The sequence below is a fragment of the Methylocystis sp. Sn-Cys genome, assembly GCF_016745395.1.
In the GTDB taxonomy this organism is placed as follows: Bacteria; Pseudomonadota; Alphaproteobacteria; order Rhizobiales; family Beijerinckiaceae; genus Methylocystis; species Methylocystis iwaonis.
The window spans coordinates 165,177-187,588 of the sequence record NZ_JAERVJ010000004.1; the positions used below are offsets into that span (position 1 = coordinate 165,177).

The window sequence follows — 22,412 nt, forward strand, 5'->3', positions numbered from 1 at the left end:
TAAGTAAATCCGGCGTCCACGCAGACAAAATCAGAGTACCTCCTCGAAGAGTCTGACTCTGCATTTTTTGTCACAAAAATCCTTACACATCCAAATTCGCCACGCTCAACGCATTTTCCTGAATGAACTCGCGGCGCGGCTCCACCACGTCGCCCATCAGCTTCACGAAGATGTCGTCGGCCTCTACGGCTTCCTTCACCTTCACCTGCAGGAGCGAGCGCGCGTCGCGGTCGAGCGTCGTCTCCCAGAGCTGCTCGGCGTTCATCTCGCCCAGGCCTTTGTAGCGCTGGATGGTGAGGCCCTTGCGGCCGATCTGGTTCATGGCGTCGTAAAGCGCCACAGGCCCGGAGAGCTGCGCCTCGTCGCCGCGGCGGATCAGCGTCGCGGGCGCCGAGAAGACGTCGCGCAGCGAGTCCGCGCGCTCCTGCAGCTTGCGCGCTTCGGATGAATTCAACATGGCGGCGTCGAGAACCACCGCCTGCGTCACGCCGCGCAGCGTGCGCTTGAAGACATAGCCTCCCTCGCGCGGTTCGCCTTGCCAGCCGCGTTCGGTTTCTTCGGCGATGGCGTCGAGACGCCCCGCGACCTTCAGTGCAAGACCCTCGCTCTCGCCATTTTCGCCATGCGGCTTCAACGCGCCGGCCATGGCCGCTTGCTCCACGACGCTGCGGTCGTAGCGCGAATGCAGGCTTCCCATCACCGTGCGGAAGGCGCGCGCGTCCTCCAGCACCTTGCGCAGATCGGCGCCGGCGCGATCTTCCGTTCCCGTGCGCAGCACGGCGCCGTCGAGCAGCGCGTCGATGAGATAATCTTCGAGCGCGCGTTCGTCCTTGAGATATTGCGTCGACTTGCCGCGCGTCACCTTATAGAGCGGCGCCTGCGCGATGAAGACATGGCCGCGATCGATCAGCTCCGGCATCTGCCGGTAGAAGAAGGTCAGGATCAGCGTGCGGATATGGGCGCCGTCGACGTCGGCGTCGGTCATGATAATGATCTTGTGATAGCGCAGCTTGTCGGCGTTGAACTCGTCGCGGCCGACGCCGGTGCCGAGCGCCGTGATCAGCGTGCCGATCTGCTCGGAGGAGAGCATTTTGTCGAAACGCGCGCGTTCGACATTGAGGATCTTGCCGCGCAGGGGAAGCACCGCCTGGAAGGCGCGATCGCGCCCCTGCTTGGCGGTGCCGCCGGCGGAGTCGCCCTCGACGATGAAGAGTTCGGCCTTGGCCGGATCGCGCTCCTGGCAGTCGGCGAGCTTGCCGGGAAGGTTCGCGACATCGAGCGCGCCCTTGCGGCGCGTCAGCTCGCGGGCCTTGCGCGCCGCCTCGCGCGCCGCCGCCGCCTCGACGACCTTGGAGACGACGTTCTTCGCGTCCGCCGGATGCTCCTCGAGCCATTGGCCGAGGATTTCATTCATGACGTTCTCGACCGCCGGACGCACCTCCGACGAGACGAGCTTGTCCTTCGTCTGGGAGGAGAATTTCGGGTCCGGCACTTTCACCGACAGCACGCAGGTGAGGCCCTCGCGGCAATCGTCGCCGGAGAGATCGACCTTCTCGCGTTTGGTGAGGCCCGACGAGTCGGCATAGCCGGTGATCTGGCGCGTCAGCGCCGCGCGGAAGCCGGCGAGATGGGTGCCGCCGTCGCGTTGCGGGATGTTGTTGGTGAAGGCCAGCACATTCTCGTGATAGCTGTCGTTCCACCACAGCGCGACTTCGACGTTGATGTGCTCGCGCTGGCCCTTGATGAGGATCGGCGCGGAGACGAGCGGCTGCTTGGTGCGGTCGAGCCAACGCACGAAGGCCTCCAACCCGCCTTCGTAATAAAGCTCCTCCTGCTTCAGCTCGGCGTGGCGCGCGTCGGTGAGGAGGATGCGCACGCCGGAGTTCAGAAAGGCGAGCTCCCGCAGGCGATGCTCGATGGTCGCATAGTCGAAATCGACCATGGTGAAGGTCGCGGGCGAGGGCAGGAAGGTGACTTCCGTGCCGCGCTTGGGCGCGCCGTCCTCGACCGGCGCCGCGCCGACGACCTTGAGGTCCTCGACGGCGTCGCCATGCGAGAACTCCATGGCGTGCTCTTTGCCGCCCCGCCAGATGCGCAGCTTGAGCCAGACGGAGAGGGCGTTGACGACCGAGACGCCGACGCCGTGCAGGCCGCCCGAGACCTTGTAGGAGTTCTGGTCGAATTTACCGCCGGCGTGGAGCTGGGTCATGATGACATTCGCCGCCGACACGCCCTCTTCCGGGTGGATGTCGGTCGGGATGCCGCGGCCGTTGTCGGTGACGGTGCAGGAGCCGTCGGCGTTGAGCGTGACCGTGACGCGCGTGGCATGGCCGGCGAGGGCTTCGTCGATGGCGTTGTCGACGACCTCATAGACCATGTGATGCAGGCCGGTGCCGTCGTCCGTGTCGCCGATATACATGCCCGGACGTTTGCGGACGGCGTCCAGGCCACGCAGCACCTTGATCGATTCGGCGCCATATTCGGCAGGGTCGTTCGGCTTCTCGTTATCGCTCATTTCGCTCGGCTTTTTGGGGGATTGGGCCCCTTGATTCGTAAAGCCCATTCTACTCCGGAAGGGCTTATGAATGCGAGCGAAGAAAGGGGTTTTGCCTGTGTTGCAAGTTGCTGAATTAACGTGGTTTTTTGAAACTCCTCCCGGCGTCGCCGCCAAGCCGTGGGGGCAGGGGCTTTAGCGCCCTCAGCGGTAGCCCTCCTCGGCGAGCACCTGGCGCACGGCGGGTCGGGTCTTCATGCGGGCGTAATGGGCGGCGCAATTGGCGGGCAGATCCATGCCGATCTTGTCGGCCCAGAACTCCACATAGAACAGCGCCGCGTCGGCGATGGAGAAGGCCCCGGCGGCATAATCCCGGCCGGCGATCTCGCGATCGATCGCCTCGAAGGCCGAGGCGGCGATGGCGCGCCCTTCGGCGATGGTGGTTTCCCGGTCCGGGCCGTAGCGCTCGGGGGTGAAGACGCGGCGGAAGCCTTCGCCATGGATATGGCGCGTGCAGAAATCCAGCATCGCGCGCGCTTCATCGGCCAATACGGGGTCGTCGGGCAGAAGCCTGCGGCGCGGATATTTTTGCGCCAGCCATGTCGCGATGCTGACGAAGTCCGTCAAAGCGGTCCCGTCGTCGCGCAGCAGGGTCGGGATCGTGCCATTGGGGTTGATCGCCAGATATTCCGGCTTCAAATGATCGCCGCGCGGCAGATTGAGCACATAGGCCTCGAAAACGAGGCCGATTTCCTCGAGCAAAATATGGATGCCGGTCGAGCAGGAGCCCGGCGTCATGTAAAATTTCATCTGGGCGCGCCTTTCGGTTGAGGCCGTTTTGCAACCAGGGCGCCAGATGGGACGCTGAGCCGTCATTGCGAGGAGGCGCAGCCGACGAAGCAACCCAGAGCGCCATGGGGCCTGCTGACAAAGTGGCTGACGCCCCTCGTGCTTCGAGACGCCTGCTGCGCAGCCTCCTCAGCATGAGGGGCTTCTGCAACAATCACTTAGGCCTCATCCTGAGGAGCGAGCGAAGCTCGCGTCTCGAAGGACGAGGCCGCCTCGGAGATTTGTCAACAAACTGGGCCGATGGGCTGCCCTGGATTGCTTCGCTTCGCTCGCAATGACGGGCTCGGCGCAGTTTACCGCAAAGCCTCCTCCAGCGCCTCCAAGAAGGCGTCGCCATAGCGCGCGACTTTTCTTTCGCCGACGCCATGCACCGTCAGCATTTCATCGAGCGTCGCAGGCCGCTTTTCGGCCATGTCGATCAGCGTGCGGTCGGCGAAGATCACGTAAGCGGGCACGCCTTCCTCCTGCGCGAGCTCGCGCCGCTTGCGTTTTAAGGCGGAGAGGATGCGGTCCGTCGCCTCGTCGAGATTGGCGGCTGCTTTCTCGCGCCGCTCGCGGCGCCGCAAGGGATCGCTGCGCAGCAGGATGGTTTCGCGGCCGAAGAGAATATCCTCGCCTTTGGGCGTCATTGCGAAGCCGCCATGTTCCGCGCTCGCCGTCCGCAAGGCGCCGGCGGCGAAGAGCTGGCGCAGGATCGAGGCCCATTCGGTCTTGGAGTGTTCCTTGCCGACGCCGAAGGTCTTGATCGCGTCATGGCCATGGCGGCGCACGGTCTCGGTGGCCTCGCCCGTCAGCACATCAGCGATATGGGTGGCGCCGAAGCGCTGGCCGGTGCGATAGACGGCCGAAAGCGCTTTTTGCGCGGGGATGACGCCATCGAAGACGGCGACCTTGCCCTGACAGACGTCGCAGCTCCCGCAGGGGCCCGCTTCCTCGGCGAAATAGGCGAGCAGCGTCTGACGGCGGCAGCGCGGCGTCTCGCAGAGCATGGCGAGCGCCGAGAAGCGATCATGCTCGATGCGGCGGCGCTCCTCGTCGATGTCCTTCGCGTCGATCTGCCGACGACGGAAGGCCATGTCGTCGAGGCCGTAGAGCGTCAGCGTGTCGGCCGGCAGGCCGTCGCGCCCGGCGCGGCCGATCTCCTGATAGTAACTTTCGACCGACGACGGGATGTCGGCATGCGCCACGAAGCGCACGTCCGGCTTGTTGACGCCCATGCCGAAGGCGATGGTCGCGACGGCGATGACGCCGTCCTCGCGCAGGAAGCGGTCGCCATTGCGATTACGCGTCTCCTGGGCGAGCCCCGCGTGATAGGGCAGCGCATCATAGCCTTGCCCGGCGAAATAGGCCGCGAGGTCCTCTGTGCGCTGGCGCGACGAGCAATAAACGATGCCGCTTTCGCCCTTGTGGCGTTCGAGAAAACGCGACAACTGCCGGCGCGGCTGATCCTTCAACGCGAAATTGAGCGCGATGTTCGGCCGGTCGAAACTATGCAGGAAGAGGCGCGGCGGCGCGGGGAAGAGGCGGCGCGCAATGTCGTCGCGGGTCGCGGCGTCGGCGGTGGCGGTGAGGCCCACGACCTGGATATTGCCCAGCGCTTCCGCGGCGCGGCCGATCTCGCGATATTCGGGGCGGAAATCGTGCCCCCATTCCGAGACGCAATGGGCTTCGTCTATGGCGAGGCGGCGGGGCTTGGCCCGCTTCAGCTCTGCGAGGAGGCCGTCCATCATCAGCCGCTCGGGCGAGACGAAGAGAAGCCGCAGCCCGCCCTCGCGCATGGCGCGGCGGGCCTCCTCGTTTTCCTCCGGGCCGTTCATGGAATTGAGCGTCGCGACCCCCACGCCGAGCGCGCGCATCTGGCGCACCTGATCCCGCATCAGCGCGATGAGCGGCGAGACGACGACGGTGAGCGCCTCCTCCATGATCGCCGGGAGCTGATAGCACATGGACTTCCCGCTGCCGGTCGGCATGACCGCGAGCACCGGAGCGCCGTCGAGCACAGCCGCAATGATCTCCGCCTGACCGGGACGGAAATCGTCATAGCCAAAGACGGATTTGAGCAGCGCGCGGGCTTGCGGGGGGAGGGAAGGCATGCCGAGGGCATAGCATGGGCGAGGCGGCCGGGGCTAATGGGGCGGGTTCGACAGCATTGTCGACCGCGATTTCGAAGCGGGAGGTTTCGATGACGCAGCGGCGCCGCCGGACGCGATCTCCAGCGTTTACTCCCGATCAAGCTATCATACGAGATCCGCTTGATTGGGTCGGCGTCATTCCCGACGCTCGCGCCGTTTGGACACAGAGGGACTCACCGCGTCATTGCGAGGAGGCGGAGCCGACGAAGCAATCCAGGGCCGCATCGCCGCGCTGGATTGCTTCGCTTCGCTCGCAATGACCGGCACTGAGCAGAACCAGCGCTTTTGTGGCTCTGGACTCCCGGTCGGGCTTTCAGCCCGCCGGGAATGACAAGGCCCAACGCGAGCTGTTCAAACCGAAATGTAATCAAACGGCTGAGCAAAATCAGCGCATCATGTGCCGTAGCGCTTCATAGAAAGCGACGTCCGCGGCAACCAGCATGAGACCGATCACCGCCGCCTGTGCGATATATTTGAAGTCGCGCCCGATCCGCATATCGCGCTCCCGCCGGTTGCGGCCGGAGGTAGCGGACGAATGGATGACGGCAAGCCGGTTTGGGCTCGCGTGCGCGATTTATGCTTACAACTCTTTATGTGTTCCGTCGCAAAGCGGTTCTTTCTTCGTGGCCTTGCAGCCGCAGAAGAAAGCCTTGCCGGTCGCTTCGGCCTTGTAGGCGAGGGGTTCGATCCCCGTGCCCTTATGAGCGCCGTCGCAGAACGGCTGCTTGGCGCTCCGTCCGCAGGCGCACCAATAATAGGTCTTGCCGGCCTCGACCTCGACCGGCATGGCTTTCTTCTGGAAGACGACGCGTTCGGTCATGTCTCTCTCTTGATCTCTACACGGCTTCGGTCGTGAGCGCGGGAGCGTCGAGCAGGAATTTCTCCGTCTCCAGCGCCGCCATGCAGCCGAGCCCCGCGGCGGTCACCGCCTGCCGATAGACTTCATCGGCCACGTCGCCAGCCGCGAAGACCCCGGGGATATTCGTGCGGGTGGAGCCCGGCTCGACGGCGATATAGCCGGACGACTTCAATTCGAGCTGGCCCTTGAAGAGCTCCGAGGCGGGCGCATGGCCGATGGCGATGAAGACGCCGTCGGCGTCGATTAGCTGCGTCTCGCCGGTTTTGGAGTGTTTCACGCGCGCGCCGGTGACGGAAAGCGGGCCTTCCGTGCCGACCACCTCGTCGATCACATGATCGAAGAGCACGGTGACATTCGCCTGCCTGTGGAGCCGCTCCTGCAGCACGCGCTCGGAGCGCAGCGTGTCGCGCCGATGCACGAGGGTCACATGCGAGGCGAGGTTGGAGAGGTAAAGCGCCTCTTCGACGGCCGTATTGCCGCCGCCGACGACGATCACCTTCTTGCCGCGGAAGAAAAAGCCATCGCAGGTCGCGCAGGCCGAGACGCCGAAGCCCTTGAATTTCTCTTCGCTGGGGATGCCCAGCCATTTCGCCTTGGCGCCCGTCGAAATGATCAGCGCGTCGCAGGTGTAGGTCGCGCCGCTGTCGCCGACGAGCGTGAAGGGCCGCTTGTCGAGGCGGGCTTCGACGATATGGTCGGAGACGAGCTTCGTTCCGACATGCTCGGCCTGCAGGCGCATCTGCTCCATCAGCCAGGGGCCCTGGATGGGCTCGGCGAAGCCGGGGTAGTTCTCGACCTCCGTCGTGATCATGAGCTGGCCGCCCTGCTCGAAACCGGCGATGAGCATGGGCTCCAACATGGCGCGCGCCGTGTAGATCGCCGCCGTATAGCCGGCCGGCCCTGAGCCGATGATGATGACGCGCGCATGGTTGGGGGCGGACATGGGGGACTCTCGGGTTGCGATGCAATTCACTCTTTCCGCCAGCGGAAAGAGGGGAGGGCGGCAATCTAGCGATTATGCGACGCGCCGCAACTGCGCTGCTTCGCGAGGAAAGCGGCGTAGTCTTTCTCGATCCGCCGCGCGACCATCGGCGTCGAATTGATTGGCTTATATGTCCAATCCTCGAAAGGCCCCCGCCAGATACGGATGGCGCCAGCGCCTTCGAGCGCGGCGAGATAGGCCTTGATTTTTCGCCGGATCACGAAGGGTTCGAGGACATGGACCGGAACGCCTGTCGCCGCCGCCTCTCCAACCATATTGACGCTGTCGCCCGTCACGACGATCCGGTCGGCGTTCGCCAGCATGGAAAAATAGGGATTGGCGCCTTCGCGGTCCCAGAACCAGCCCCCCGGCGCGGAGAGAGCCTGGCGTAGCGCGGCGGCGATTTCTGGCGGCGTGCGCCGGGAAGCGGTCGCCATCACGCCGTAACCGGCGTCGAGAAGCGTGCTTGCGATGAAATCGAGATCGTAAAGAAGCCCCTCGGCGCTGCCGACGAGCATGGCGACGCGCGGGCGGGGCAAAGCGGCGATACGCGGGTCGGGCGCCGCGCGCGCCGCGGCGAGCCGCTCGGGGGTGATACGGTTCGGCGGCGTGATCGGCGCAATGACTTTCGGACCTGTGAGCCTATCGTGGCGCGGGGCGACGATGAGGTCCGCGGTCTTCAGGCCAGTGGCCGGGGCATTGAGATAGACGGTGAAGGTCCGCCCGCCCGAGCAGCGCTTGAGGCGCCGCAGAGCGGGAATGGTCCGCCGGCCGGCGGCGATGGCGATGTCGGGGTAGGGCGGCGCGAAGGCTTGCGCGTCCAAAGGATCGGGCGGCCCAAAAGGCGCAACAAGCTCATAGAGCCGGCGGAGAGCGACGCGGCGGATGTCGGGCGTCAGGCCGAGCGCTTCGGCGACGCCGAGCGTCTGCGCTTCATGACCGGCGCGGCCGTCCGAGAGGATGCGGAGCGTCGGCTGCGCCGACGCTGCTTCGAGTTTTCCGATTGCGGCGAGAGGGTGTGGGCGAGAGCCGGAGCCGGCCACGAATTCTCCTGGTCCCGCCACTATGCCCTTTACGAAACGAAAGCGACCTTCAAAATCTCATAGCTCTTGCCGCCGCCGGGGGTCTTCACTTCCACGGTGTCGCCGACGGTCTTGCCGATCAGCGCGCGGGCGATCGGGCTCGAGATGGAGACGCGGCCGCTCTTCACGTCGGCTTCGGTTTCGCCGACGATCTGATAGGCTTTCTCCTCTTCGGTGTCCTCGTCGACCACCGTGACGGTCGCGCCGAATTTGATCGTCGTGGAGCCCGTGAGCTTGGAGATGTCGATGACCTCGGCGCGGGAAAGCTTATCCTCGAGCTCCGCGATGCGGCCTTCGTTCAGCGACTGCGACTCTTTGGCCGCATGATATTCCGCGTTCTCCGACAAATCACCGTGGGCGCGGGCCTCGGCGATCTGCTGGATGATGCGCGGGCGGTCTTCCTGCTGACGACGGCGCAATTCCTCTCCGAGCGCCGCATAGCCAGCGGCTGTCATGGGCACCTTCTCCATTGGTCTCGCTCTTCGCCTTTCCGATCAATTGTCGGGGAATGTCGTCCTCGCCCCCGCGGGCCAAATGCGCCGGCGCGGGAAACCCCGAATCATATGTCCGATAGTCTTGCCGCGAAAGCGGCGCAGCGCCATGCCTTCCGAGCGCTTTTGGCGCGATATTCCGCCGCGCCAACGCCCGAAGGCGGCTTGGGAAGCGCGCCTTCTCTCTTCCTTATCTTCAGCCGGCTGCGGGCCGGAAATAATCCTGCAGCGCCCGCGCCTCTAGATCTCCCGACACATAAGCCCTTACGCCCTGCGCCGCCGCGACCGCGCCCGCGAGAGTCGTATAATAGGGAACCTTATGCAGAAGCGCCGCGCGGCGCAAGGAACGCGAGTCGGCGAGCGCCTGCGCGCCTTCCGTCGTGTTGAAGACAAGCTGGATCGCGCCGTTCTTGATCGCGTCGACGATATGCGGCCGGCCTTCCGAGACCTTGTTGATCTTCTGCGCGGCGATGCCCTGCTCCTGCAGGTAGCGGGCGGTGCCGCCGGTCGCGACCACGCTGAAGCCGATGTCCGTCAACAGACGGATGGCCGGCAGGATGCGCGGCTTGTCGGCGTCGCGCACCGAGACGAACAGCACGCCGCCGCGCGGCGCCTTGGTGCCGCCGCCAAGCTGGCTCTTCACAAAGGCCGCGTCGAAGGAGACGTCGAGGCCGATGACTTCGCCGGTCGAGCGCATCTCCGGGCCGAGCACCGTGTCGACGCCGGGGAAGCGCGCGAAGGGGAAGACCGCTTCCTTCACGCCGATATGGTTCGGCGGGGCGGAGGGCAGGGTGAAGGTCGACAGCTTCTCGCCCGCCATCACGCGGGCGGCGATCTTGGCGAAGGGCGCGCCGACGACCTTGGCGACGAAGGGCACGGTGCGCGAGGCGCGCGGGTTGACTTCGAGGACGTAAATCTCGCCGTCCTTGAGCGCATATTGCACATTCATGAGCCCCACGACGCCCAGCGCCATGGCGAGGCTCTTGGTCTGCTCCTCCAGCGCGGCGATGGTCTCCGGCGTGAGCGAGCGCGGCGGCAGCGAGCAGGCTGAATCGCCCGAGTGAATGCCGGCTTCCTCGATATGCTCCATGACGCCCGCGATAGCCGCTTGCGCGCCGTCGGCAATGCAATCCACGTCGACTTCGATCGCGTCGGTCAGATAGCGGTCGAAGAGCAGCGGGTTTTTGCCGAGCACCATATTGATCTGCCCGGTCTTGTCATTGGGGTAACGCGTCTTGATCTCGGAGGGCACGAGGCTCGGCAGAGTCCCGAGCAGATAATCATCCAGCGCGCCGCTGTCGCGGATGATGGCCATGGCGCGGCCGCCGAGCACATAGGAAGGACGCACGACGAGCGGCAGGCCGAGCTCGCCCGCGACGATGCGCGACTGCTCGACCGAATAGGCGATGCCGTTCTTGGGCTGCTTGAGGCCGAGCTTGTCGAGCAGGCGCTTGAAGCGGTCGCGGTCCTCGGCGAGATCAATCGAATCGACGGGCGTGCCAAGGATGGGCGCGCCGGTTTTTTCGAGCCCGTGCGCGAGCTTCAACGGCGTCTGGCCGCCATATTGGACGATGATGCCGGTCAGGGTTCCGTTCGACTTCTCGACGTCGAGAATCTCCGACACGTCCTCATTGGTCAGCGGCTCGAAATAGAGGCGGTCCGAGGTGTCGTAGTCGGTCGAGACCGTCTCGGGATTGCAGTTGATCATGATCGTTTCGAAGCCGGCGTCGGCCAGCGCGAAACAGGCGTGACAGCAGCAATAGTCGAACTCGATGCCCTGGCCGATGCGGTTCGGCCCGCCGCCGAGAATGACGATCTTCTTGCGATCGGAGGGATTGGCCTCATTCGCCGGGACGCCGGCGAAGGGCGTCTCATAGGTCGAATACATATAGGCGGTAGGCGAGGCGAATTCGGCCGCGCAAGTGTCGATGCGCTTGTAGACGGGCCGCACGTCGAGCGCATGGCGCGCCGCGCGCACGGCTGATTCTTCGAGCCCCGTGAGCGTCGCAAGGCGCGTATCCGAGAAGCCGGCGAATTTCAGCTTGCGCAGATTCTCGGCGTCCGTCGGCAGGCCGAATTTCTTCACCTTCTCTTCGAGCGCCACAATCTCTGCAACGCGCGCGATGAACCAGGGGTCGATCTTGCTCGCCTCATGCACTTCGAGCTGGCTCATGCCGAGACGCAGCGCCTGGCCGACGACGAGCAGGCGATCCGGCGTCGGCGTGCCGAGCGCGCCGCGCAGGACGTTCATATCGTCGCCCTTGCCAAGCCCCTCGACCTCGATTTCATCGAGACCGGAAAGACCCGTCTCCAGCGAGCGCAGCGCCTTTTGCAGCGACTCGGCGAAATTGCGGCCGATCGCCATGGCTTCGCCCACCGATTTCATGGCGGTTGTCAGGACTGGCTCGGAGCCGGGGAATTTCTCGAAGGCGAAACGGGGAATCTTGGTGACGACGTAATCGATCGTCGGCTCGAAGGAGGCGGGTGTCGCGCCGCCGGTGATGTCATTGGCGATTTCGTCGAGCGTATAGCCGACGGCGAGCCGCGCGGCGACCTTGGCGATGGGGAAGCCCGTCGCTTTCGAGGCCAGCGCCGAGGAGCGCGACACGCGCGGATTCATCTCGATGACGATCATGCGGCCGGTGCGCGGATCGACCGCGAATTGCACGTTCGAGCCGCCGGTCTCGACGCCGATCTCGCGCAGCACGGCGAGCGAGGCGTCGCGCATGATCTGATATTCTTTGTCGGTGAGCGTCAGCGCCGGGGCGACGGTGATGGAGTCGCCGGTATGCACGCCCATCGGATCGATATTTTCGATCGAGCAGACGATGATGCAATTGTCCGCTTTGTCGCGGACGACTTCCATCTCGTACTCTTTCCAACCGAGGACGCTTTCCTCGATCAGCACTTCATTGGTGGGCGAAGCGTCGATGCCGCGCTCGACGATCTCGATGAATTCCGCCTTGTTATAGGCGATGCCGCCGCCGGTGCCGCCGAGCGTGAAGGACGGGCGAATGATGGCGGGCAGGCCGATGTCGTCCAGCGCCTCGAGCGCCGCGGCGAGCGTCTTGATGTGGTGCGAGCGCGGCGTGTCGAGGCCGATCTTGGTCATGGCCTCGCGGAAGAGCTCGCGGTCCTCGGCCTTGTCGATGGCGTGCGCCGTGGCGCCGATCATCTCGACGTCGAATTTTTCGAGCACGCCCATCTTCTCGAGGGAGAGGGCGCAATTGAGGGCCGTCTGGCCGCCCATGGTCGGGAGCAGGGCGAAGCCGCCCGGAATGGCGTAGCGCTCCTTCTCGATGATCTTCGCGACAAATTCCGGCGTGATCGGCTCGACATAGGTGCGATCGGCCAGATCGGGGTCGGTCATGATCGTCGCCGGATTGGAATTGACCAGGACGATCCGATAGCCCTCGGCTTTCAGCGCCTTGCAAGCCTGCGTGCCGGAATAGTCGAATTCGCAGGCCTGGCCGATAACGATGGGCCCGGCGCCGATGATCAGGATAGTCGATATGTCGGTTCTTTTCGGCATGTCGCTTCTTTGTTTCGCGCGGATAACGCGCTCGAGCCCCGCCCTCATCTCCGAGGAGCCTGCGACGCAGGCGTCTCGAAGCATGTGGACGGGGAGGGAATCGTCCTTGCGGCTTCCTCCGCTTCGGGACGGCCCCTGAAGGGGCCTCCTTGAGGCTGAGGGAGCCTTCGCCCGTCGGCGCGCCATGAGATGGGCGCGCATAAAAAAAGGCCGCGTTCCCGGCCTTTTGGACCAGCACGCGTCCCGAATGCCTGTCTTGCAGGCGGCGAGCGGGCGCGCCCGGCTCGAAAGTCGAGGTCTGTCTAGACGAGAATGACGCCAGTGTGAAGGGGCAGGCAAGGCACGGCGCCGGGAGGGCGGCCGTCATTGCGGGCGAAGCGACGCAACCCAGAGCGTCATCTCGGCTCTGGATTGCTTCGTCGCTTCGCTCCTCGCAATGACGGGTCTTTCAGCGTGAAGCCTGTGGAAAAGCCCCTGGTCCTCTGGCTCAAGTCCACCAGACGCCGCGACTCTGCCGGTCTTGCGCGGGCGCGCGCCTCCGGCTCATAAGCGGCGCAGAGCCCTTCGGAGAAAATTTTCATGAGGTCCATCGCCGCCTGCGCCGCGCTTCTCTGTCTTCTCGCCGCTCCTGCGCGCGCCGAGCCGAAATACGACCTCGCCAAGGTCGTCGCCGAATGCGCCGCCTGCCATGGGCCGGACGGCATCGGCAATGACGTGGAGATCCCCAATCTCGCAGGGCAGCACGACCGCTATCTTTACCTGCAGCTTCAGCACTTCAAGTCGGGGCGGCGCCCGCACAAGGAGATGCGCTACGAAAGCCGCCATCTGACGGACGAGGAAATGCAGGACCTCGCCCGCTACTATTCCCAGCTTCCGCGCTGATGGTCCGCCAGCTCGCGACCTATGCGTCGGTCGGCGTCGGCGCGACGCTCGTTCATTACGCGATCCTTATCGCGCTGGTGGAGGCGGGCGGCTGGGCGCCGGTGCCGGCGGCGCTGTGCGGCTATGTGGCGGGCGGGGTCGTGGCCTATATCCTCAACCGCCGCCACACTTTCGCGAGCGACCGCCCCCATGCCGAGGCCGGCTGGCGCTTTGGGCTGGTCGCCTTTGTCGGGTTTTGCGTGACTTACCTGCTCATGAGCCTCTTCGTAGAGCGGCTCGGCGCGCCCTATCTGCCGGCGCAGGCCGTGACGACGGTGCTGGCGATGTTCGTGACCTATGCGCTCAACCGGGCGTGGACGTTTCGCGCCGAGTGACCGCTGCCGTCATTGCGAGGAGCGCAGCGACGAAGCAATCCAGAGCCGCGCCGCTGCCCTGGATTGCTTCGCTTCGCTCGCAATGACGGTCTGGGGCGTCACGGCCACTTCACGCTCGGCGGCATGGAGGACAGGATCGACTCGACATTGCCGCCCGTCTTCAGCCCGAAAATCGTGCCCCGGTCATAGAGCAGATTGTATTCCACATAGCGGCCGCGCCGGATGAGCTGCTCTTCGCGCTGCTCGGGCGTCCAGGGCAGGGCGAAGTTGCGCCGCACCAGCTCAGGATAGATCGCCAGGAAGCTCTCGCCGACGTCCCGGGTGAAGGCGAAGTCCTTGTCCCAGCCGTTATTGGCCGGATCGCCCGCGCTATTGAGATAATCGTAGAAAATGCCGCCGATCCCGCGCGGCTCCTTGCGATGGGCGAGGTAGAAATACTCGTCGCACCACTCCTTGAAGCGCTTGTAGTCGGCGATGGGGTGGCGCTCGCAGGCGCCGCGCATGGCGGCGTGGAAGTCGACCGAATCCGGGTCTTCCTGCGTGCGGCGGGCGTCGAGGACGGGCGTTAGATCTGCCCCGCCGCCGAACCAGGCTTTGCTCGTCACGACAAAGCGCGTGTTCATATGCACGGCGGGGACGTTCGGGTTCCAGGGATGGGCGATGAGCGAAATGCCGGTCGCATAGAAGCGCGGGTCTTCGGCGGCGCCTGGAATCTGCTTGGCGAATTCCGGCTGGAATGTCCCGAAGACCGTCGAGCAATGGACTCCGGCCTTCTCGAACACCCGCCCATGGATCATGCCCATGCGCCCGCCGCCGCCTGGAGCCCCGTCGTGATTCTGCCGCTCCCAGGGGCTGAGCTGGAAGCGCCCCGGCGCGGTCGTCTCGGCGAAGGGGCCCGTCGCCTCATCTTCCAGCGCCTCGAAAGCGGCGCAGATGCGCAATTGCAGCGCCTCGAACCACTCGCGCGCGGCGTTTTTGCGGGCTTCGAGCTGGTCTTGCGCGGCGTTCATGAGCGTCTCCTTTTCGAGCGCTCAGAAACGCCGCGCGCCGCGCCTTGTCAAATCGTCGGTCAGTCGGTCGCGACCGTCAAATTCCTCCCTCGGCCGGGAGTTTGTGTCGGCGAGGCGGCGGTCGTCAGCCCAATGGTCAGATATTCGACGATCGCGGTGCGAATGTTCCAGCCGCGGCCGGTCAGCGTCGCCCGATAGCAGGAACGCGGCGCGCCGATCGTCCATTCCTTCTTTTCCGCCTTGGCCGTCGCCATGTCGCGCAGGACGGCGGCCTTGTCCTCAGGAGAAGCGGAGAGCGTCACGAAAGCCATGCGCTCCAATTGCTTGTCGATGAAACGCGACTCCTGCATCTCGTCGGTCGCGCGCTCGAAATCGCAAAGCTTGGTTTGGGCGCCCACGTTGAGCAGGCGCGGGAACCATTCGGGCCGCAACTCGCGCAAATCCAGTTTCAGCGTCGCCGCCTTTTCCCGATCGTCTTTTTCGAGCGTCTTGTAGATCGCTAAAGAGCCCAGCACGTCCGGCGCGCCGAAGACGACCTTCAGATTGACGAATTCGACGGACTGTACCTGATTGATGCGCCCGAGAAGGTCGTTGAAGCTCGACTTCAGCGTCGGGAATTCGACGATGAGGAACACGACGCCCGCGCCGAAAAGGAGCGTCACGAGGACGCCGTTGAGAAATTTCAGCAGGCGTTCGCAAATATCCAGGGTCGACTGAACTTTTGGAGTCTGCTCTTTCCCGGCTTCAATCACTCTTTCCTCCCTAATCGCTCACGACTTGAAATCGGCGGTCGACGGCAATCCAGCACGGCAGGCCCCCGCCCGATATGCGGCGGCGCGCAGGGAGGTAACGCTTGTTCACTCGGTTTGGTTGCCGCCGATCTGCCGCAACGCCTCGCCGACGACCATGGCCGCGGAAACCGCCACATTGAGAGAGCGCGCCTGGGGTCTCATGGGGATCGTCACGGCGAGGTCCGCCGCCGCGAAGACGTCGTCTGGCACGCCGGCCGATTCGCGGCCGACCATGAGAATGTCGCCGGACTCATATTTGCAGGCCGTGTAGGGCGCCTCGGCGCGGGTGGAGAGCAGAATGAGCCGCCGGCGCCGGCCTGCGGCGGTTTGTGCAGCGCGCCAAGCCTGGAAGGCGTCGAAGGAGGCGTGCCGGAGAATTGTCACGAGATCGAGATAATCCATGCCGGCCCGCCGGAAGGCGGCGTCGGTCACGGGAAAGCCGGCGGGGCCGATGATCGCGGCCTCGACGCCCAGACAGGCGCACATGCGCAGCATGGTTCCGGCGTTTTGGGGGATATCCGGTTGATAAAGGGCGAGCGCGAGCGGCGGCATGAATCTCGATCCTGCGGAAAGTCAAAGCTTTGCGGCAAATCGCCGCGATTGTGCGCTGCGAAGGGAAAGAGCGAAAAATCCCGGCCTGCGCTTGTGGACATGATGGCGGAATGGCGCCACATAAGCCGCGCGCGGACGGGGTTCAACCGTTGCGCGCCGCATCGGCGCCGCCGCCACGGGCTAGCGCAAGCTGCGAAAAAGTGGAACGATTGTTTCGAGTGGAGCTTGCGCTTGCCAGCCGAGCGCTCTTTATTCGCAGCGATTGGGAAGAGGTCAGGGCGTGAGCAGCAACAACGTCACAGAACATACGCCGGCCGAGCCGAGCCGTCGAGACATTCTCTATATCGCGACGGGCGCGGCCGCGACGGTCGCCGCCGGCGGCATGGTCTGGCCGCTGATCTCGCAGATGAACCCCGACGCTTCAACCCTGGCGCTGGCCTCCACGGAAGTGGATTTGTCCTCCGTCGCCGTCGGCCAGATCGTGACCGTCAAATGGCGCGGCAAGCCGGTCTTCGTGCGTCACCGCACCCCGGAGGAGATCAAGACCTCCGAGGACACGCCGCTCGCCGAGCTTCCCGATCCACAGCCCGATTCCGCGCGCGTCCAGAAGCCCGAATGGCTCGTGGTCATCGGCGTCTGCACCCATCTCGGCTGCATTCCGACCGGCAAGGCCGGCGAATATGACGGCTGGTTCTGCCCGTGCCACGGCTCGACCTATGACGTCTCCGGCCGTATCCGCAGCGGCCCGGCGCCCTCCAATCTCGAGGTGCCGCCCTACGCTTTCGTCAGCGACAAGAAAATCAAGATCGGATAGGCCACACGCCTTTCCGCATTTCTCGCGTCCTTCGTCGCCATCGATCCATTCGAGAAAGTTCCAATGAGCGGACATTCCCAATACACGCCCAAAAGCGGCTTCGCCCGTTGGCTGGAGCGCCGGCTGCCGATCATCAGCTTCATGTACGACTCCTTCGTCGCCTATCCGACGCCGAAGAATCTGAACTACATGTGGACCTTTGGCGCCATCCTGTCCTTCATGCTGGTGGCGCAGATCGTCACGGGCGTGGTGCTCGCCATGCACTACACCGGCGAGACGACGCTCGCTTTCGACTCCGTCGAAAAGATCATGCGCGACGTGAATTGGGGCTGGGCGCTGCGTTATGCGCACGCCAATGGCGCCTCTATGTTCTTCCTCGCCGTCTATCTCCACATCTTCCGCGGCATGTATTACGGCTCCTACAAGGAGCCGCGCGAGGTGCTGTGGATCCTCGGCGTCCTCATCTTCATGGTGATGATGGCGACGGGCTTTCTCGGCTATGTCCTGCCCTGGGGCCAAATGTCCTTCTGGGCCGCGACGGTCATCACCAACCTCTTCTCGGCGATCCCGGTCGTCGGAACCTCGATCACCACCTGGCTGCTGGGCGGCTACTCGGTCGATAATCCGACGCTGAACCGCTTCTTCGCCCTGCATTATCTCTTGCCCTTCATCATCGTCGCGATCGTCGCGCTGCATGTCTGGGCGCTGCATGTGACGGGGCAGAACAATCCGACCGGCGTCGAGGTGAAGGACGTCGAGAAGGACACCGTGCCCTTCACGCCCTATGCGACGCTGAAGGATGGCTTCGCCATCGGCGCCTTCCTCGTGCTCTATGCCTGGATGATGTTCTTCGTACCGAATTATCTCGGCCATCCGGACAATTACATCGAGGCCAATCCGCTGGTGACGCCGCCGCATATCGTGCCGGAGTGGTATTTCCTGCCCTTCTACGCGATCCTGCGCGCCATCCCGAACAAGCTGCTCGGCGTCATCGCGCTGTTCCTGTCGATCCTCATCACCATGGCGCTGCCCTGGCTCGACACATCGAAGGTGAAATCGGGCAGCTTCCGGCCGCTGTTCCGCAAGTTCTACTGGGTCTTCGTCGCGGTGTGCGTCGGGCTCGGCTATCTCGGCGCGCAGCCGGCGGAAGGCGTCTATCTGTGGCTCGCCCGCATCTTCTCCTTCTACTACTTCCTGCATTTCATCGTGATCCTGCCCTGGCTCGGCAAGGTCGAAAAGACCGAGCCTGTGCCGGAGTCGATCGACGCCGCCGTCGCCACGGGGAAGACCGCCCATGCGTGACGCGCGATCCTTCTTTGCCCTCAAGGACTCCCCGATGAAGCGCAGTTTCCTGTCCCTCCTTTCGGGCGCGGCCCTGCTCGCCGGCGCGCTGGCGGGTTCGCCGGCCTTGGCCGAGTCCGGGCATCACGAGAAGAAGCCGGAGGTCCATAGCTGGAGCTTCGCGGGCGCGCTGGGCAGCTACGACAAGGCGCAGCTCCGCCGCGGCTTCAAGGTCTATAAGGAAGTCTGCTCGACCTGCCATTCGATCAAAATGCTGGCCTTCCGCAATCTGAGCCAGCCGGGCGGGCCGGAGTTTTCCGAGAAGGAAGTCGCCGACCTCGCCGCGACCTACAAGGTCAAGGACGGTCCGAACGATACGGGCGATTATTTCGATCGCCCCGCGCGGCCGAGCGACCATTTCCCGCCGCCCTTCGCCAATGAGCAGGCGGCGCGCGCGGCGATGTCGGGCGCCTATCCGCCGGATATGTCGGTGCTCGCCAAGGCGCGCGGCTATGGGCGCGGCTTCCCGACCTTCCTCTTCGACGCGCTGCCGGGCTTCTCCTATCAGGAGCATGGCGTCGACTATATCGCCTCGCTGCTCAAGGGCTATGGCGAGCCGCCGCATGGGGTGCAAATCCCTGAAGGCCAATTCTACAACGCCTATATGCCCGGCAACCGCATCGGCATGCCGCCGCCTCTGTCGGACGGCGCCGTGACCTATGACGACGGCGCGCCGCAGACTGTCGACCAATACGCCAAGGACGTCACCGCCTTCATGATGTGGGTCGCCGAGCCGCATCTCGACGCCCGCAAGCGCATCGGACAGGCCGTGCTCGCCTTCCTGTTCGTCTTCGCCGTGCTTCTCTATTTCACCAAGCGCAAGATCTGGTCGAACGTGGCGCATTGAGCGCGTAAGGCTTAAGCCCCGCATCCGTCATTGCGAGGAGCGAAGCGACGAAGCAATCCAGGGCCGGGATGACGCCCTGGATTGCTTCGCTTCGCTCGCAATGACGGCGCGCGCCAGTCACGACAACAGGCTTCGCGCGCCGTCGACGACATATTGCACCGCCAGCGACGCGAGAAGCACGCCGATCAGCTTTTCCACGACGACGCTCACCGAGGCGCCGACCAGGCGCTCCACGCTCGTCGCCAGCCGGCAGACCGCCCAGCAGAGCGCCAGCACCGTAAAGATCGCGCCGATGAGCGCTGCGAGTCCGAGCGGATCGCCATGCGCTTCTCCGGCGATGAGCAGCGTCGCCGTAATGGCGCCGGGACCGGCCATCAGCGGGATGGCGAGCGGGAAAGCGGCGATGTGGCGCGCGCGCTCGTCGATCGCCTGAGCGGCCGTCGCGGCGTCGCGCCCGATCCGGACGCCCAGCACCATTTCCGAAGCGATGGAAAAGAGCAGCAAGCCCCCGGCGATGCGGAAGGCAGGCAGGGTGACGCCCAGCGCGCGCAACAGCGCCTCGCCGCCAAAGGCCGCGCCCGTGAGGATCAGAAAGGCGTAGAGACAGGCCCGCAGAGCGATTTGCGCGCGCGCCGCTTTGGTTTCCCGGGCGGTCGCGGCGAGGAAGATCGGCGCGAGGCCGGCGGGCTCCACGACGACCGCAAGCGTCACTAAAGCCGCTAGAAAGTTGCTCCAATAGATGGCGGCCATCCATCCTCGTCCCGCTTGCTGGCTTCTCTTTAAGCTAGGGCGCTCGCGCGCCCTTTTTGCGGCGCTTCCTTGATCGCCTCTTCGGAATCGTGCACAACGCTTGGCTTCTAGCCCGGTCTTTCCGGGCGGCTCAGCTACTCCCGGAAGGGTCGAAATGTCGGAGATTTTGCGCGTCGGCATCGCGGGGCTCGGAACCGTCGGCGCGGCGGTTGCGCGGCTTCTCCAGCGGCAGGAGCAGGCGCTGACGGCCCGCACCGGCCGCCGCATCATTGTCACGGGCGTCTCGGCGCGCGACGCCGGCAAGAAGCGCGACGCCGATTTCTCCGGGGCGGAATTTTTCCACGATCCCGTCAAGCTCGCAACCTCGGAGACGATCGACCTTTTCGTCGAGCTGATCGGTGGCTCGGAAGGCCCGGCGCGGGCCAGCGTCGAGAGCGGGCTCGCCCATGGCAAGCCGGTTGTCACCGCCAATAAGGCGCTGCTCGCAGCCCATGGCCTGCATCTGACCCAGCTCGCCGAGGAGAAACGCGTCGCGCTCTCCTTCGAGGCCTCGGTCGCCGGCGGCATTCCGATCGTCAAGACGCTGCGCGAGGGGCTCGCCGGCAATTCGATCGAGCGCGTCTATGGCATTCTCAACGGCACCTGCAATTACATATTATCGCGCATGGAGCGCGAGCAGCTTTCCTTCGAGGCGTGCCTGAGCGAGGCGCAAAGGCTCGGTTACGCCGAGGCGGACCCGACTTTCGACATCGGCGGCTTCGACACCGCGCATAAGCTCGCCATCCTCACCTCGCTCGCCTTCGGGACGCGCATTTCGGCGCAGTCGATCGACATCGAGGGTATCGAGCGCGTCACGCTCGCCGACATAGAGGCGGCGGATGAGCTCGGCTTCCGCATCAAGCTTCTGGGCGTCGCCCAGCGCACGGCGGAGGGCATCGAGCAGCGCGTGCATCCGACCATGGTGAGCAAGAACAGCGCGATCGCCCAGGTGATGGGCGTGCTCAACGCCGTCACCATCGACGCCGACGCCGTGCATGAGCTGACCCTTGTCGGCCCCGGCGCCGGCGGCGACGCCACGGCGTCAGCCGTCGTGGCCGACATCGCCGACATCGCCAAGGGCGTGCGCTCGGCGCCCTTTGGCCTGCCGTCGAGTCAGCTCACCGAGCTGAAACGCACGCCGATGCGCCGGCACGAGGGCGGCTACTATATCCGCATGTCGGTGAAGGACGTCGCCGGCGCCTTCGCCAAGATCGCGACGCGCATGGCCGAACGGCAGATTTCGCTCGACAGCATCATGCAGCGCGGCAGCCGCGGCGCGCCCGGCGCCTGCGTCGATGTCATCCTCATCACCCATGCGACGAGCGAGCATCTGGTGCGCGAGGCGCTGGACCTGATCTTCCAGGACGGGACCATCGTGTCGCGCGCTCAAGTCATCCGCATCGAGCGGGAATAGCTAAGGCGCGGAGAGCGCAAATGTCGCAATCCTCCAGATTGGACCCCGCGTCGGTGGAGCGTCTGCTGACCATCGAGCTGGCGCGCGCCACTGAACGCGCCGCCGTCGCGGCTGCGCGCTGGCGTGGCCGTGGCGATGAAATGGCCGCCGACCGCGCTGCCGCCGCGGCAATGCGCGAGGAGCTGGCCCGCCTGCCAGTGCGGGGCCGCGTCGTTATCGGCGAAGAGGAAAGCGGCGATTCCGCCGGGCTCCATGTCGGTCTGGAGATCGGCGCCGCCGCAGGCATGCGCGTGGAGCTCGCCGTGGCGCCCCTCGAAGGGGCGACCCTCTGCGCCAAGGATCAAGCGGGCGCGATTTCGATCGCCGCCGCTGCGTCCTCCGGCGCGCTGCTGCATGCGCCCGACTGCTATATGGACAAGATCGCCATCGGCCCCGGCTACGCGGAAGGCGTCGTCGATCTCGACCGCGACCCGGCGGAGAATGTCCGCGCCTTAGCCGAGGCCAAGGGCGTGACCACGGGCGAGATCACCGTCTGCGTGCTCGATCGGCCGCGCCACGCCCAGATCGTGTCTAAGTGCCGCAAAGCCGGCGCCTGCGTGCGGCTGATCACCGACGGCGACGTGGCGGGGGTCATTTTCGTCACCAACCCGGAAGAGACGGGCGTCGACATGTATCTCGGCTCCGGCGGCGCGCCGCAGGGCGTGCTGGCGGCGGCGGCGCTGCGTTGCGCCGGCGGCCAGATGCAGGGACGCTTGGTGCTCGAGACAGCGGAGCAACGCGCCTGCGCGCTACGCCACGGGCTCGCGGACCTGCGCAAGAAATATGGGGTGGCGGATATGGTGACCGGCGACGTCGTGGTCTGCGTCACCGGCGTCACGGATGGTCGGTTGGTCCGCGGGGTCGTTTTAGACAAAAGCGGAATTGAGACTGAGACGCTCGTGTACCGCTCGGCGACCGGCACCGTCCGGCGGATCGGGGCCCGGCGGCGGCCGGGCGCCCTTTTGAACCTTTAATAGGTCCGGCCCGTTTCGAGCTGCGTCTTGGCGTCGAGCTTGCGCTTGGGCGGCGGCGGAATATCCGGCGGCGGGGGCGGCTGCGTGGCGCAGGCGGCGAGCGACAAAGCAAGAAGCGAAGCCAGAAGCGGCAAGGCGCGGTTCAGTTGCGATTTCATGATTGC

20 protein-coding genes are annotated in these 22,412 nt (G+C 65.1%); 7 read left to right on the top strand and 13 right to left on the bottom strand.

Translation table 11 applies throughout. The features are described 5' to 3' along the window. Positions 1–82: 82 nt before the first annotated feature. From gyrB to carB, 8 genes are all read right to left on the bottom strand, one after another. Complete coding sequence (gene gyrB / locus JJT62_RS10180) at positions 83–2,515, bottom strand: DNA topoisomerase (ATP-hydrolyzing) subunit B (RefSeq protein ID WP_202072645.1); 2,433 nt, start codon at positions 2,513–2,515, stop codon at positions 83–85. Between the two features lie 183 nt (positions 2,516–2,698). Further along, entirely contained in the window at positions 2,699–3,304 is a 606-nt protein-coding gene (locus JJT62_RS10185; protein ID WP_202072646.1) for a glutathione S-transferase family protein, read from the bottom strand. Positions 3,305–3,636: 332 nt separating this feature from the next. Next, positions 3,637–5,436, bottom strand: coding sequence for a DNA helicase RecQ (gene recQ / locus JJT62_RS10190; protein WP_202072647.1), 1,800 nt, complete (start codon positions 5,434–5,436; stop codon positions 3,637–3,639). A 619-nt stretch (positions 5,437–6,055) separates the two neighbouring features. After that, entirely contained in the window at positions 6,056–6,295 is a 240-nt protein-coding gene (locus tag JJT62_RS10195) for a CDGSH iron-sulfur domain-containing protein (RefSeq protein ID WP_202072648.1), read from the bottom strand. Between the two features lie 16 nt (positions 6,296–6,311). Next, positions 6,312–7,277, bottom strand: coding sequence for a thioredoxin-disulfide reductase (trxB, locus tag JJT62_RS10200; RefSeq protein WP_202072649.1), 966 nt, complete (start codon positions 7,275–7,277; stop codon positions 6,312–6,314). A 65-nt stretch (positions 7,278–7,342) separates the two neighbouring features. Further along, positions 7,343–8,359 carry a mitochondrial fission ELM1 family protein gene (locus JJT62_RS10205; RefSeq protein ID WP_202072650.1) on the bottom strand — a complete coding sequence of 339 codons (1,017 nt, stop codon included), beginning with the start codon at positions 8,357–8,359 and terminating at the stop codon, positions 7,343–7,345. Positions 8,360–8,388: 29 nt separating this feature from the next. Further along, positions 8,389–8,868 (bottom strand): transcription elongation factor GreA, encoded by a 480-nt coding sequence (gene greA, locus JJT62_RS10210; RefSeq protein ID WP_202072651.1) that lies wholly within the window; start codon positions 8,866–8,868, stop codon positions 8,389–8,391. Positions 8,869–9,085: 217 nt separating this feature from the next. Continuing rightward, positions 9,086–12,421: a carbamoyl-phosphate synthase large subunit gene (gene carB, locus JJT62_RS10215; protein WP_202072652.1), complete on the bottom strand. Its 3,336-nt coding sequence runs from the start codon at positions 12,419–12,421 to the stop codon at positions 9,086–9,088. Between the two features lie 579 nt (positions 12,422–13,000). On the opposite strand from carB, the gene JJT62_RS10220 reads away from it, so the two are divergent. Further along, positions 13,001–13,303 (top strand): cytochrome c, encoded by a 303-nt coding sequence (locus JJT62_RS10220; RefSeq protein ID WP_202072653.1) that lies wholly within the window; start codon positions 13,001–13,003, stop codon positions 13,301–13,303. Next, on the top strand, positions 13,303–13,677 hold the full coding sequence (locus JJT62_RS10225) for a GtrA family protein (RefSeq protein ID WP_202072654.1): 375 nt from the start codon (positions 13,303–13,305) through the stop codon (positions 13,675–13,677). The genes JJT62_RS10220 and JJT62_RS10225 overlap by 1 nt, the downstream gene beginning before the upstream one ends. 98 nt (positions 13,678–13,775) lie before the next feature. Here the strand turns inward: JJT62_RS10225 and hemF are convergent, their stop codons facing one another. From hemF to JJT62_RS10240, 3 genes are all read right to left on the bottom strand, one after another. Further along, positions 13,776–14,687 (bottom strand): oxygen-dependent coproporphyrinogen oxidase, encoded by a 912-nt coding sequence (hemF, locus tag JJT62_RS10230; protein ID WP_202072655.1) that lies wholly within the window; start codon positions 14,685–14,687, stop codon positions 13,776–13,778. A gap of 59 nt (positions 14,688–14,746) precedes the next feature. Further along, entirely contained in the window at positions 14,747–15,439 is a 693-nt protein-coding gene (locus tag JJT62_RS10235; RefSeq protein WP_202072656.1) for a hypothetical protein, read from the bottom strand. Positions 15,440–15,544: 105 nt separating this feature from the next. Continuing rightward, positions 15,545–16,030, bottom strand: coding sequence for a tRNA (cytidine(34)-2'-O)-methyltransferase (locus tag JJT62_RS10240; RefSeq protein WP_202072657.1), 486 nt, complete (start codon positions 16,028–16,030; stop codon positions 15,545–15,547). A gap of 280 nt (positions 16,031–16,310) precedes the next feature. On the opposite strand from JJT62_RS10240, the gene petA reads away from it, so the two are divergent. From petA to JJT62_RS10255, 3 genes are all read left to right on the top strand, one after another. Continuing rightward, positions 16,311–16,844 carry a ubiquinol-cytochrome c reductase iron-sulfur subunit gene (gene petA / locus JJT62_RS10245; RefSeq protein ID WP_202072658.1) on the top strand — a complete coding sequence of 178 codons (534 nt, stop codon included), beginning with the start codon at positions 16,311–16,313 and terminating at the stop codon, positions 16,842–16,844. A 63-nt stretch (positions 16,845–16,907) separates the two neighbouring features. After that, the gene (locus JJT62_RS10250) at positions 16,908–18,146 is read left to right on the top strand and encodes a cytochrome b N-terminal domain-containing protein (protein WP_202072659.1); all 1,239 of its coding nucleotides are present in this window, start codon (positions 16,908–16,910) and stop codon (positions 18,144–18,146) included. Beyond that, the gene (locus JJT62_RS10255; RefSeq protein ID WP_246744818.1) at positions 18,139–19,032 is read left to right on the top strand and encodes a cytochrome c1; all 894 of its coding nucleotides are present in this window, start codon (positions 18,139–18,141) and stop codon (positions 19,030–19,032) included. The genes JJT62_RS10250 and JJT62_RS10255 overlap by 8 nt, the downstream gene beginning before the upstream one ends. A gap of 117 nt (positions 19,033–19,149) precedes the next feature. On the opposite strand, the gene JJT62_RS10260 is transcribed toward JJT62_RS10255, so the two are convergent. After that, a complete protein-coding gene (locus JJT62_RS10260) occupies positions 19,150–19,782 on the bottom strand; it encodes a MarC family protein (protein ID WP_202072660.1) in 633 nt (210 codons plus the stop codon). 154 nt (positions 19,783–19,936) lie between these two features. Here JJT62_RS10260 and JJT62_RS10265 point away from each other — a divergent pair, with 154 nt between their 5' ends. Both JJT62_RS10265 and JJT62_RS10270 read left to right on the top strand, forming a co-directional pair. Continuing rightward, complete coding sequence (locus JJT62_RS10265) at positions 19,937–21,235, top strand: homoserine dehydrogenase (protein WP_202072661.1); 1,299 nt, start codon at positions 19,937–19,939, stop codon at positions 21,233–21,235. A 20-nt stretch (positions 21,236–21,255) separates the two neighbouring features. Next, positions 21,256–22,248, top strand: a complete 993-nt coding sequence (locus tag JJT62_RS10270) for a fructose-bisphosphatase class II family protein (RefSeq protein ID WP_202072662.1) — start codon at positions 21,256–21,258, stop codon at positions 22,246–22,248. Here JJT62_RS10270 and JJT62_RS10275 read toward each other — a convergent pair. After that, complete coding sequence (locus tag JJT62_RS10275; RefSeq protein WP_202072663.1) at positions 22,245–22,406, bottom strand: hypothetical protein; 162 nt, start codon at positions 22,404–22,406, stop codon at positions 22,245–22,247. The two genes, JJT62_RS10270 and JJT62_RS10275, sit on opposite strands and share 4 nt — an antisense overlap. Positions 22,407–22,412: the final 6 nt, after the last annotated feature.